The organism is Synechococcus sp. CC9616 (assembly GCF_000515235.1).
Classification (GTDB): domain Bacteria; phylum Cyanobacteriota; class Cyanobacteriia; order PCC-6307; family Cyanobiaceae; genus Parasynechococcus.
This window is the reverse complement of sequence record NZ_KI911558.1, coordinates 483,957-495,726: the sequence shown is the minus strand read 5'-3', so window position 1 is coordinate 495,726 and position 11,770 is coordinate 483,957. Positions and strand designations below refer to the sequence as shown.

10 protein-coding genes are annotated in these 11,770 nt (G+C 61.8%); 2 read left to right on the top strand and 8 right to left on the bottom strand.

Annotated features, from left to right (window positions below; all coding sequences use genetic code 11):
- Nucleotides 1-32 precede the first annotated feature (32 nt).
- Entirely contained in the window at nt 33-1,313 is a 1,281-nt protein-coding gene (locus SYN9616_RS0103035; RefSeq protein ID WP_028951809.1) for a hypothetical protein, read from the bottom strand.
- Nucleotides 1,313-3,115 (bottom strand): ABC transporter ATP-binding protein, encoded by a 1,803-nt coding sequence (locus tag SYN9616_RS0103030; protein WP_028951808.1) that lies wholly within the window; start codon nt 3,113-3,115, stop codon nt 1,313-1,315. The genes SYN9616_RS0103035 and SYN9616_RS0103030 overlap by 1 nt, the downstream gene beginning before the upstream one ends.
- Before the next feature lie 57 nt (nt 3,116-3,172).
- Between SYN9616_RS0103030 and SYN9616_RS0103025 the strand changes: the two genes are divergently transcribed.
- Entirely contained in the window at nt 3,173-3,367 is a 195-nt protein-coding gene (locus SYN9616_RS0103025) for a hypothetical protein (RefSeq protein ID WP_028951807.1), read from the top strand.
- Nucleotides 3,368-3,374: 7 nt separating this feature from the next.
- On the opposite strand, the gene SYN9616_RS0103020 is transcribed toward SYN9616_RS0103025, so the two are convergent.
- Nucleotides 3,375-3,668: an RNA-binding protein gene (locus SYN9616_RS0103020; protein ID WP_028951806.1), complete on the bottom strand. Its 294-nt coding sequence runs from the start codon at nt 3,666-3,668 to the stop codon at nt 3,375-3,377.
- Between the two features lie 200 nt (nt 3,669-3,868).
- On the opposite strand from SYN9616_RS0103020, the gene SYN9616_RS0103015 reads away from it, so the two are divergent.
- The gene (locus SYN9616_RS0103015; RefSeq protein WP_028951805.1) at nt 3,869-4,057 is read left to right on the top strand and encodes a hypothetical protein; all 189 of its coding nucleotides are present in this window, start codon (nt 3,869-3,871) and stop codon (nt 4,055-4,057) included.
- Nucleotides 4,058-4,066: 9 nt separating this feature from the next.
- Here the strand turns inward: SYN9616_RS0103015 and SYN9616_RS0103010 are convergent, their stop codons facing one another.
- The 5 genes from SYN9616_RS0103010 to SYN9616_RS0102990 all read right to left on the bottom strand — a co-directional run bounded on the left by SYN9616_RS0103010 (nt 4,067) and on the right by SYN9616_RS0102990 (nt 11,751).
- Nucleotides 4,067-4,318 carry a hypothetical protein gene (locus SYN9616_RS0103010; RefSeq protein WP_028951804.1) on the bottom strand — a complete coding sequence of 84 codons (252 nt, stop codon included), beginning with the start codon at nt 4,316-4,318 and terminating at the stop codon, nt 4,067-4,069.
- Nucleotides 4,318-6,138, bottom strand: coding sequence for a DEAD/DEAH box helicase (locus tag SYN9616_RS0103005; protein ID WP_028951803.1), 1,821 nt, complete (start codon nt 6,136-6,138; stop codon nt 4,318-4,320). The genes SYN9616_RS0103010 and SYN9616_RS0103005 overlap by 1 nt, the downstream gene beginning before the upstream one ends.
- A 104-nt stretch (nt 6,139-6,242) precedes the next feature.
- A complete protein-coding gene (locus tag SYN9616_RS0103000) occupies nt 6,243-6,584 on the bottom strand; it encodes a phosphomannose isomerase type II C-terminal cupin domain (protein ID WP_028951802.1) in 342 nt (113 codons plus the stop codon).
- Nucleotides 6,584-8,137, bottom strand: a complete 1,554-nt coding sequence (locus tag SYN9616_RS0102995; RefSeq protein WP_028951801.1) for an ATP-dependent RecD-like DNA helicase — start codon at nt 8,135-8,137, stop codon at nt 6,584-6,586. The genes SYN9616_RS0103000 and SYN9616_RS0102995 overlap by 1 nt, the downstream gene beginning before the upstream one ends.
- Complete coding sequence (locus SYN9616_RS0102990; protein ID WP_028951800.1) at nt 8,134-11,751, bottom strand: UvrD-helicase domain-containing protein; 3,618 nt, start codon at nt 11,749-11,751, stop codon at nt 8,134-8,136. The genes SYN9616_RS0102995 and SYN9616_RS0102990 overlap by 4 nt, the downstream gene beginning before the upstream one ends.
- Nucleotides 11,752-11,770 lie beyond the last annotated feature (19 nt).

The following is an 11,770-nucleotide window of genomic DNA, read 5'->3' as shown; positions in this document are numbered from 1 at the left end:
ACGCCTTCTTCAGGAAGCGAAAGAGCGTTGTTTCAGCGATCCGTGCAGGCGGTCTGCCAGGGGCTTTTGTTGCGATAGGCCAATGGCGGTTTTGAACGAGCAAAGCTTTTGCTGTTGGCGAACTGGATCCCCCAGTTATCTCCTCGCAACACCATGTGGTCCTGACGATGGGGCTGACGGCAGAGCTCAGCCAAAACCTTGTTGAAGCGATCGCAGCCATAGGTACTGGTGATCGTGCGGCCTGTCTTTGGAAGCACCGAGAAATCAATCCCCGCGCACTGCTCAGCCAACATCTGCACAAAACGGCAACTTGGTGAACTACTGAAAAAACCATTAAGGAGAAATGGCGCAAAGGGACGAGTAAAAAGACAGGTAACACCACGATTTAGAGCTCGCCGCAGAAAACGCCCAGCAGATGGGGTAGGGAATAAATCAACATCCAACCAAATCACAGGCATACGACTTGCGTATGCCACACGAAACACGTCTGCTTCGACTGCAAAATGAAAAGCAGAGTGAAAAGAAATAAGAAATTGCGGCGCTTCAGCTTCGATCCAGGCCAGAGCTGCGTCGCGATCGAACAAGACCCAGTCGATGATGCCCTGAGGCTTCAAAAGCGCTTTCCAGCGATGCTGAATGTAATGAAGCTCTTTTGGCAATGGGCCCTGAGCCCAGTACTGAACGATCGGCGGACTAGGGACCTCTACGAGCGCATTGTTTGCAGGGGGTAATTCAAAGCTTGTGCTCCAGGTACGGACGAGCTCCTGGGTATGGCAGGACGCTTTGATCTGTGCACGCCATCTCTGCAAGCGTTGCAGTTGACCAGTTTTTCCTGCAGCCTGCAATGTCTGAAGTGTTGCCTCTAAAAGCTCACTTGCCTGCTGAAAATCATGTCGCCGCATTACAGCAAGCAGCGTTTGAAAATCAGCGGGAGTGTCAGAGGTCTTGAGCGAAGGCCATCGAGCATCAAGAGCTGGATGATTGAGTTCGCTGAAGATTTGAAGGACGATAGAATTGGAAGCTTTCTCCGTACGGCGAAGCGCCGCCTTGGTCTTCCCAAGATGCAACAACAACTCAATCAACTGGACCCAATGCTTGTGATTATTGGGGCTACGTTTCACAAGCAAACGCGAAACCTTCAAGGCCATTTTTTCTTCACCGAGGCTTACCGCCAAGGTGCGAAAACGATTGAGCTGGTTGGAGCGATCAGAAATCCGTCTTGAAAGACGGTGCAACAAGCGTCTTGCTTTAGGCAATTGGGCATTGAGGATCAGCTTCTCGATCCGATCGAATCGCTTGGAAACTCGTCCCATCAGCGATTTTCCAGCAGGGCCATGCCCGCCTGCACCTGCCAGAGATTCGTATAAATGCCGTTGATGGCCAACAGCTCGTCGTGGCGGCCCTGCTCCACGATCCGGCCCCGCTCCATCACCACAATCCGATCGGCATGCCGCACCGTGCTCAAACGATGGGCAATCACCAGGGTGGTGCGATCGCGGGTGATCCTCTCCAGTGATCGCTGGATCGCCGCCTCCGTGTCGTTATCCACCGCTGCTGTGGCCTCATCGAGCACCAGGATCGGGGCATCTTTGAGGATGGCGCGGGCCAGGGCGATGCGCTGACGCTGACCGCCGGAGAGTCGCTGGCCCCGCTCACCCACAAGGGTGTCGTATCGGTCGGGCAGCTCGTCGATGAACCCCGCCGCCTCCGCCAGTTGGGCAGCTCGTTCAATCGCACGTTGATCGATGGAATCGCTGCCGTAGGCGATGTTCTCAGCCACCGTGCCGTGGAAGAGATACACGTCCTGACTCACCAGAGCGATGGCCCGCCGCAGCTGCTGCAGCTGCAGCGCTTCGATTGGACGGTCATCCAGCAAAATCCTGCCGCCGTCGCGCTCGTAAAGGCGCAGCAGCAACTTCACCACGGTGCTTTTGCCGGATCCAGTGGACCCCACGATGCCGATGGTGCTGCCTGCCGGGATCACCAGATCAAAGCCCTGCAGCAAGGGTGGCCGACCGTCGTAGGCGAAATCCACCGCTTCAAAACGCAGCTCACCGCGAACCATCCTCTGATCAAGGGATTGAGGGCCGCCCTTAATTCCGATCGGTGTATCGATCAGATCCAGCACGCGCCGGGTGGACGCCATCGAACGCTGATATTCATCCAGTGTTCGGCCGAGAGCCGTGAGCGGCCACAGCAGACGCTGGGTGATGAACACCAGCACGCTGTAAGTACTCACCTCCAGCTGACCGGAGAGGGTTCGAAAACCACCGATCAGGAGGATCGCCATGAAAGCGAACAGGATCGCGAAACGAATCAGAGGGATGAATGCCGCCGAAAGCTGGATCGCCCGGGCATTGCTCTCCAGATAGGCCTGGCTTTCCCCCGTGAGCCTGTCCAGTTCCAAGGCTTCGGCGGTGAAGCTCTTGATCGTGAGCATGCCGCCGAGGTTGTTGGCCAGCCGGGACGCCAGATCGCCAGCCCGGGCACGCACCTCGCGGTAGCGGGGGGCGAGGCGATTCTGAAACCGCAGCGATCCCCAGAGGATGACGGGGATCGGCAGATACGCGAACAACGCCACCTCAGGCGCCACCACAGCCATGCCGATGCCAACCACCAGAACCGTTGTGATCAGCTGCAGGATCTGATTGGCGCCCCGATCGAGAAAACGCTCAAGCTGATTGATGTCGTCATTCAGCACCGCCATCAGGCGGCCGCTGCTGTCCTGCTCAAAGAACGCCAGCTCGAGCTGCTGCAGATGGTCGTAAGCCTCAAGGCGCAGGCGGTGCTGGGTGGTCTGCGCCAGGTTGCGCCAGAGCACGTCGTAGAGATATTCGAACAGCGATTCCGCTGCCCAGATCAGAAAGGTGAGCAGAGCCAGCAACCAGAGCTGATGGAACGGGCTTGAGATCCCAAATGCCGCCAACAGGGAATCCCGTTTGCGCACCACCACATCGACAGCGAGGCCGATCAGCAGCGGCGGGGCGAGATCAAAAAGCTTGTTCAGCAACGAGCAGCCGACGGCCGCGGCCACCAGCCGACGCTGTGGAGCGAGATGCACCAGCAGACGCCGCAGGGGCGGCCTTTCTGAAGGGTTGCTGAAGCTTGATGTCATCACTGTTTCAGCCGCACCAGCAGCAGTAGAACAACAACACAACCGAAAGGAGGTGCAATGAGCCGTTCAAGGTCGTTCAACCGCTTTCACCGTTACCTGGCTCGGCAGAAACGCCGCGGGCTCAGGACTGCGCTGCCGCGATTCCGGGAGGAACTCGACGTGATTGGAGCACCGGTCAACCACAGCCGCAACATCCTGAGGCGCCTGTGGGGCCGAGAAATTCAGTTGGAGCTTCAGGAGAGCGACGCCTGAGCTCAGATCAGTTGCGATAGCCGCCGCCACCGCCACCACCGCGCGGTCCACCGGACCGTTCGCGGGGGGTTGCCTTGCTGACGCGAATCATCCGACCCATCCACTCCACATCCTGGAGATCGTCGATCGCCTTTTGTTCCTCCTCGTCGTTCACCATCTCCACAAAGGCAAAGCCGCGCTTGCGGCCGGTTTCTCGGTCGAGAGGCAGGCTGCAGTTCTTGACCTCGCCGTACTCGCTGAACAGATCGAACAGGTGCTCCTGTTCCGCCTGGAACGAGAGATTGCCGATGTAGATGGTCATGAACGTGGAGCTTTGGATGTGCTCAGTCGGGTGAGTCGGTTCCGAACTGTTCGGAATAGGTCTCTAGGCCAGACCTGAACACACCGACGTTACAGGGCAAACCCACGTTTCATCACAAAAATCCGAAGGGAAACCGAAGGACCGGACAGATTTCGCAAAGTCCCCCTCATTGTCAGGAAATTCTGACGCGAGAGGTTCCTTTGAATTCGCTCCATCTGCAGGCTCTGCACTGGGCAAAAGACGGCGACCTGATCGCCGCAGATCGCTTCACCCTGCTGAACACACTGGTGCAGCAAAGCATTCCCGAAGTGCAACTAGAACTGATCCGAAGTATTGAATGCATGGCCTGCGCCGAGCACTCGCTCACGAACCAGGTCAGCAACAGCTGACCTGGTTCATCAGATGGGGTACTTCTTCACCGCGGCCTGTTTGCAGGTCTGTTGGGCTGAATCAAGCCCGGATCCCTGTTCCACCTGCTTGATGAAGCAACGGCACGTGAAATCACCCATGCCCTGAGGCGGCGTCATGCCGGCATCAGCCATGGCGGAATCAAAGGCAGCCATGCACATCGTGCGAATCAGCTTGTTGTCTCCTGCCGCCTGGGTTGGTGGAATCACCAACACAAGCAACATCGGCAAAAGGAGACGCATTAATTGGCCTGACTAATCTGCAGCTCACGGTTCATCACACGCAGACGCCGCAGGTTGTTGAAGACATCCTCAGGCATTCCTTTCGGTAAATCGACAAGGCTGTGATTGTCGAAAATTTGGATGCGACCGATACTTCGACCCTGCAGGCCGGTTTCTCCAGCGATCGCTCCAACCAGATTGCCGGGCTTTACCCGATCACGGTGGCCGACCTCAACCCGGTAGCGCTGCATGTTGTCCTCGGGCGGCCGACTGGGCCGATCCGAACGCCGCCGGTCGCGATCCCCACGCTCGCCGCGCTCCCCACGTTCCCGCCGGCGCAGACCTCCGGACATGGCCTGCTGAATCCACTCCTCATCGCCTTGGCAGAGCAACGGCGCCTTGCCGATGGCCAACCCGAGGGCTGCCAGAGCCAGCTGATCGGGCGTCATCTCCAGCTCGGTGCCGAGGCGCTGGATCAGCTCCTTCAACAGTGCGGTTTCCTCTTCACTGGGGCGGCCATTGCGGGCCGATTCGCTGAGACGCAAACGCAAGCGATCCAGGCGGCCCTGGTTGATCGCCGAGTTCCCCGGGATCTCCATCGGCTCGATCGGCTGGCCGGTGGCCCGCTCGAGATTGCTGATGAAGCGTCGTTCCCGCGGTGTGACGAACAGCACCGCCTCACCGGTCCGGCCGGCACGGCCTGTCCGGCCGATGCGATGCACGTAGGCCTCGCTGTCGAACGGCATGTCGTAGTTGATCACCATTCCGATGCGATCCACATCCAGTCCACGGGCAGCCACGTCCGTGGCAACAAGGATGTCGACCGTTCCATTGCGCAGGCGTTCCACCGTTCGCTCGCGCTGCGATTGGGGTACATCACCATTGAGCACCGCCACCTGATGGCCGGCCACCTCAAGAGCCTCGGCCACCGTGAGGGTGATCGCCTTGGTGCGGGCAAAGATGATCACACCTTCGCTGCCGCAGGCATCGAGCACGCGGCGCAAACTTTCCAGCTTGTGGCTCATCGGCACCGTGATCGAGCGCTGCCTGATCCGTTTGCCCTCCTGATCCTTGGTGCGGATCGTCACCTCAGCAGGGTCCTTGAGGTAACGCTTGGAGAGGCGCCGGATTTCGGGCGGCATCGTCGCTGAGAACAGCACCACCTGCCGCTCCTCGGGCAGCTGCTCAAGAATCCACTCGACGTCATCGATGAATCCCATCCGCAGCATCTCGTCGGCTTCATCGAGCACGAGAGTGCGAAGGCCGCTGGTGTCCAGCGTTCCCTGACGCATGTGGTCCATCACCCGGCCGGGCGTCCCCACCACCACATCAACACCACGGCGCAGGGCCTGGATCTGGGAGCGGAAATCGGAACCGCCGTAAACAGCGAGAACCTTGAGGTGGGGATGGCCGGCGGCATAGGCCTTGAAGGAGTCGGCCACCTGCATCGCCAGCTCACGGGTTGGAGCCAACACCAGGGCCTGAGGGCCCTTTGAACCCTGCTCAAGACGCTCGAGCAGCGGCAGGGCAAACGCCGCTGTTTTGCCGGTTCCGGTCTGGGCCTGGCCGACCAGATCGCGACCCAGCATCAGCTCGGGGAAAGTAGCCCTCTGGATCGGGGACGGTTCGCTATATCCCTTGGCAGACAGGGTGTCGAGCAGGGCCTGACTGAATCCAAAACCGTCAAATCCGGATGGAACTGCTTCAGCAGTTGATGCCGGTTCGCTGTCAGTGGATTCATCCACTTTGGTAAGAGAATCGTTCGCTGTCTCCTCAGGCAGCGCCGTATCGGACAGATCAACGGCGCACGAGTTCTGCCCGTGAGGGTTCTGTGCAGTCATGGTGGTAGGCCCTGGCCTGATTAATCCTTGAAATCAGGCTCACAACCTCCCTGCGATCACAGATCGCTTCCTGGTTGTGTTGCCTACGCTTCAAAGGTTGATCCCTAACTTATCACTCTCCCGTAATCATCCTGCAGGCGCTCGATGTCGTCCTCACTCAGCAAGCTGCCGTGCTGGACCTCAAGAATCAACAGATCCTGCTGACCACCCCGGGCGCGATGCACCGCACCACACGGAATCGAGAGCATCAAACCGGGATTGGCGTCATGCCAACGGTTGTCGCAGAACAGGCCGCCATCACCGGAGACAACAGTCCAGCTTTCGCTGCGGTGATGGTGCCGCTGCAAGGAGAACTGACAGCCACGGCGCACCATCAGGCGTTTCACCTTGTAGCCGGGAGCTTCCAGAAGGTCTTCATACCAACCCCAGGGACGCTCCACCCGCATCAGGTCGGCCGGGACAAGATCAGATCTAGGCTGCCACGGGCCCGGGTGATGGCGGTGTAGAGCAAACAGCTGTCGTAGGCACTGTCCTGTGCCTCCGCCTGGGGCCACAACACACTCACGGAGTCGGCCTCACTGCCCTGAGCGCGGTGGATCGTGAGCGCCAGGGCCGGTTCCAACGCCTTCAAACGGGCCGGATGCAGCCGCCGCACCTGCTGCTGACCATCTGAACCGATCACACGGAACAGCACACGCCCCTGCTCGCCAGATCCCAGCTTCACTCCGAGATCACCATTGGCCAGCCCCAGCTCAGGCTGATTACCACCGCTGATCACCGGCACGCCCTCGCTCCAGACCATCGGATCTCTCCATCCGGCGGCTCCCAGCAAGGATCGATGCACGTCGTTGAGGCTCCAGGGACCTCTGCGGCGCGGACAGAGCAACAGCTCCCTCTCCAGCTCCTGCAAAAGAGGTTCAGCGGCTTGCTGCAGCTCCTCCTCCGGCAGATCAACCAGCCCCTCGGCCAATGCGGCCAGCCCCCGGTGGCGGGTCTGCCAGCGCTCACGCACCAGTGGCGGCAACCGCTGCAGGCTGGCCTGCACCACGGTGACGTTGGCCTCGCCTGGCAAACGATCCAGCTGCTCACGAAACACCGGCAGACCACCGTCTCGAAGCGCCGTCGCCAGGGCCGCCAGGGCGCCGCGGTTGCGATATGTGCGCTGCAAATGAATGGCGGCCGATCCGAACTCTGAGCGGATGGCCGGATCCTGCAGGCGATGCCAGACGGCACCACTACCGATCGGCGGCAACTGAGCCGGATCACCGACCAGCACCAGCCGGCAGGAGGCGGGCAGGGCCTCCAGCAACGCCGTCATCAAGGCCAGATCCACCATCGACATCTCATCGATCACCAGCAGATCCAGCTCCAGCGGGCGCTTGCGATGGCGACGGAAACCATTCACGGAGGCCTCCAACCAGCGATGCAGAGTGAAACAGGGCACTTCTTGTAAGTGTGGCCGCACCGCATCTCCCAGACGCCTTGCCGCCTTGCCGGTGGGCGCTGCCAAACCGATGCGCAGCTTGGGATGACGAGCCGTAGCACGCTGCAACAGCTCAACCACCGTGCTGGTCTTGCCCGTCCCCGGTCCACCGCTGAGCAGAACCACAGGCGCCTGATCCAATGCCATCACAGCGGCCAGCTGTTCGGCGTTGAGCGTCGAGGGAGAGGCGATCACCGGCGCAGCAGGCGGCAACACCGGTGAGGTTCTGGTCAGGAGCTGCTCCACCACGTCCTGCATCGCTTCCAGCCAGCGCCGCCAACCGATGCGTTGCCCCTGCAGCAGCAAGGGGGACGCTTCGCCATCGAGCCAACCGCTGAGGCGGGCCGCTGTCTGCCGTTCCGGCGTGAGCGGCAGATCCAGCTCGCCGCGCTCGAGGGCCTCGATCAGCTCATGGCTGAGCTTTTCCAGCTCCGCCGGTTCAGCATCAGGCGGTAAACGCCGCAGCAGGGCGGCATGCACGGCTCCTGCGAAAGCTGCAGGCCAGCTGTTGCTCATGCCTCAACCTCCTGAAGCATGCGATCGAGTGCGAGCACCCGTTGCAGGGGGGCCGGTTCAACAATGCGGCCCGGACCCGGTGCTCCCTGCTCGAACCCTTCGGCACCAGGCATCCCTCGCAGGAACACATAGACGTAGCCGCCGAGATGACGCTCCGGTGCATAGCCAGGCAGCCGCCAACGCAGGTGGCGATGCAAGGCCACCAGGTAGAGATGCGCCTGCAGCGGGTAGTGATGATCAAGCATCTGCGCCTGCATCGCAGCGTCGTGGTAGTGGCGGGGACCGCATCGGCAAACCTCGCCATCCAGTGCTCTCTCGCCGATCCAATTGCTCTTCCAGTCGGCCACCCACCAGCGTGCCTGCTGCGGATCGGCGGCATCGCTGAACACCAGGTCGATCGAGCCCGTGAGGAAGCCGCGACTGTTCACCTGCAGGGTCTGCAGCTGAGGGATGTAATCGCTGCCGAAGCGGGCCTCAGGATCACGACGGAAGGCCTCCACCAGATCCAGCGTGCGGGCCTGATGAACCGGAAGATCAAAACTGAGCTCATGCAGGCGCCGATCGGGGGAGAGGGCCTGCAGGCTGAGGTCGCCCAAAGGTCCGCCCAGGGGGGTGCTGAGCACCTGATCGAGTCCTTGCTGCACCGCCGTGCTCCAGCCCGGATCAAGGCCGGCCCGTTGCAGTTCAGCCTCGATCAGCTCTGCCTCGATCAACTCCGCTGCAGGCGGCGACGGTTGAAACGGCAGTTGTTCCAGGATCCGATGCAGACAATCACCGGCAGCGGCACCGCGTGGGAAGTCCGCCAACGGGCCCCGCTCAGGCCAGCGATCAAGACCCGATTCGATCGCGTCCTCCGGCGCCGGATCCTGATCCCGACCCTGCTCGATCACGGCATCCGCAGCTGGCGAGGCAATCCAAGCGGAATAACTCGACCGTCCCCAGCGGCGATCGATCCAGGCCGGTGCGGCTCCAAGGCCGAGTTTCTCCTGCGGCGACGGTGGACGCCAACGCTTGAAGCCAGGCTCGTCCGGCAGTGGTTGCACCGTGAGCGGCAGCTGCCGCATCACCCCTTGCTCGGGATACCCCTCAAACAACCAGTCCTGCAACACCGTCTGCTGGCCACTGCAGCGCGCCCACACCAGCAACAACTGCGACCGAGCCCGCGTCATAGCGACGTAGGCCAGCCGTTCGGCCTCCGCCACCTCCTCGGCATGGCTGTGCTGCCATACGGCAAAGCCGGCGCCCCAATCGCGGCTCAAGGCGATCCGCCAGCCGCCATCGGCACGGTCCTTCCAGAGAGGACCTGAGACGTAACGCGCCTCTTTGGCACCCCTCCAGAGGTAAGGGCAGATCACAACGGGGAATTCCAGGCCTTTGCTGCGATGGACCGTCACCACAGCGACGGCGCTTTCAGCCAAGTCGCTATGGGGCTCGCGGGCTTCCGGGACGGGTACCGGAGGATGCAGCCGCTGCCGACGGAACCATGTCGCCGCACTGGCGATGTCCAACCCCTGCCGGTGCATCTCTTCCTGCACCAGCCGTGCCGCCTGCTGGAGGTCCGCCAGAAGCCGTCCCCGTTGCGAGAGATCAGCCATCCGCTCAACCTCGAGCAACTCCGCCAGACACCCCATCAGCCCTAAGCGGGACAGCTGATCAGCCCAGAGACGCAGGCGCTGGGCCAGCTGATCGAGCTGGGCGTCGTCGCTGGACTGCCGCAGCTGTTCCGGGCGCCAACCGAGCAGTGGCGAGGCCGCTAACAACCTCAGACAACGGTCGTCCCCCGGTGCCGCCAGCGCATCCATCAGCCGCTGCAGCACCCCCGCCGCTTCGCTCTCGAACACATCACCCTGCGCCACTAGCCGGGTCGGAACGCCTCGCTCGGCCAGGGCATGGCGAAGATCCGACGCCTGGTCGTGGCGCGTCACCAAGATGCAGAGCTGGGAGGGGGTCAGGTCCGGCTGATCGCTCAACAGCTGAATCACCAGCTCCGCCAGCCGGGGAGGCAACGTCTCCTCAACGGCGGTGCGGCTGGGGGCTGTTTGGCTAGTAGGCGATTCCTGCTGATCAACCAGCAGCTTCAGAGGCCAGTCGCCGTCGGGCAGCGTTGCCGGTGTCCGGCTGCTGCAGGGGCGCACCGCCGGCACCTTCAACCCCGAGCTCGGCAGTCCCGGCTGCATCAAGGCATTGAGCCCCGCCATCAACGGCTCCGTGGTGCGGAAGTTGTCGAGCAGATCGTCGATCCGATCCACCTGAGCTCTGGCTTGGCGGTAAGTATCCAGATCGCCGCCGCGGAAGCGGTAGATCGCTTGCTTGGGATCACCCACCAACAGCAGCAGGCGGCCACGATCCGCGAAGGCCCGCTGCAGCAGACGCCACTGGGTGGGGTCGGTGTCCTGAAATTCATCCACCATCACGGCTCGGTAGCGCTGGCGCAGCGGCTCCAGCCAGGCAGCCGGCCCGTCCCCTGGATCCATCACCGCCAGCAGGCCAGCGAAGCTGATCACCCCGCTGCGGCGCCGCCGTTCCGCCAGAACCTGCATACCCCGACGCAGGGCGTAGCGCCACACCCGCTCGATCGGTCCATCCCAGAGATCAGCGATCGCCTGTTGCAACGCAGCGGCGGCCAACGATGGCTCCTGTTCACCGCATTGACGCGCCGTTCGGCACCAGATGCCGGGATGAAAGTAGTCGTAGAGGGGGTTCTTCAGGCTGCGGATCGAGGCCAGATCGGGACTGGTGTTGTCTGGACTGGCTTGTTGCTCGGCGATCCAACGATCCACCTGGCCGACGCGATCACTTTTGGGGGAGGCGCTGTAAGGCGTGGTTTTGAACTTAAGGGCCTTCCACTGGGCCGCCGCCGCACGAAAAGTCTGTTCAAGGGCTTCGCCATCGCGGCTCCACAACTGTTGAAAGCACTGCCAGCTGGTTTGGATCGAGTGCGTCAGCTGATCCACGAGCGGCAGGTCGGGATTCAGGTCGTCGGAGTCGACGAGCAGACGGGCCTGGGGATCACCATCGAGCCGGGCCAAAGCAACGCAAACGGCTTCAAATGACAACCCTGCCTGATCCAACCCCTGCAGCTGGCCCAGGGGGAGCAACAGCAATTGCTGTTGCCAGATCTCCTGCACCACCTCCTTCACCAACGCGGTGGAATCGGTTTCCAGTTGCAATTGCATCGCCGCGCCACTGCTGATCGCCTGGCGCCGCAGGCTGCGTCGACAGAAGCCATGGATCGTGGTGATATCCGCCGCATCCAGCTGCTCGAGAGCAAGCAGCAAACGACTGATCCAGTCGCGGCGTGCACTGGCATCCGGGGTTTGTTGCCACCAATCCGTCAGCACCTGATCGGCGTCGGGCAAGGGTTCATCCCTCTCGAGCGCTTCGAGCCCCAACAAGGCCTCCTGCAAGCGCCTACCGATCCTGGATTGCAACTCCGCCGCTGCCGCATCGGTGAAGGTCACCACCAGCAGGCTGTCCAGCGGCATCGCCGCTTCTGTGATCAGCCGCAGGCTGAGATGGGCAAGAGCGAAGGTCTTGCCGGTGCCGGCACTGGCCTCCAGCAGGCGGACGCCTTCGTCCAGCGGATAGGTGTTGGCATCGAAGCGCTGGGCCATGCCGGAGGGCGATGGCCCG

What these genes read in the sequence shown, in the direction of transcription:
- SYN9616_RS0103035 (WP_028951809.1), bottom strand. Translation starts at nt 1,313, where the DNA reads ATGGGACGAGTTTCCAAGCGATTCGATCGGATCGAGAAGCTGATCCTC.
- SYN9616_RS0103030 (WP_028951808.1), bottom strand. Translation starts at nt 3,115, where the DNA reads ATGACATCAAGCTTCAGCAACCCTTCAGAAAGGCCGCCCCTGCGGCGT.
- SYN9616_RS0103025 (WP_028951807.1), top strand. Translation starts at nt 3,173, where the DNA reads ATGAGCCGTTCAAGGTCGTTCAACCGCTTTCACCGTTACCTGGCTCGG.
- SYN9616_RS0103020 (WP_028951806.1), bottom strand. Translation starts at nt 3,668, where the DNA reads ATGACCATCTACATCGGCAATCTCTCGTTCCAGGCGGAACAGGAGCAC.
- SYN9616_RS0103010 (WP_028951804.1), bottom strand. Translation starts at nt 4,318, where the DNA reads ATGCGTCTCCTTTTGCCGATGTTGCTTGTGTTGGTGATTCCACCAACC.
- SYN9616_RS0103005 (WP_028951803.1), bottom strand. Translation starts at nt 6,138, where the DNA reads ATGACTGCACAGAACCCTCACGGGCAGAACTCGTGCGCCGTTGATCTG.
- SYN9616_RS0103000 (WP_028951802.1), bottom strand. Translation starts at nt 6,584, where the DNA reads ATGCGGGTGGAGCGTCCCTGGGGTTGGTATGAAGACCTTCTGGAAGCT.
- SYN9616_RS0102995 (WP_028951801.1), bottom strand. Translation starts at nt 8,137, where the DNA reads ATGAGCAACAGCTGGCCTGCAGCTTTCGCAGGAGCCGTGCATGCCGCC.
- SYN9616_RS0102990 (WP_028951800.1), bottom strand. Translation starts at nt 11,751, where the DNA reads ATGGCCCAGCGCTTCGATGCCAACACCTATCCGCTGGACGAAGGCGTC.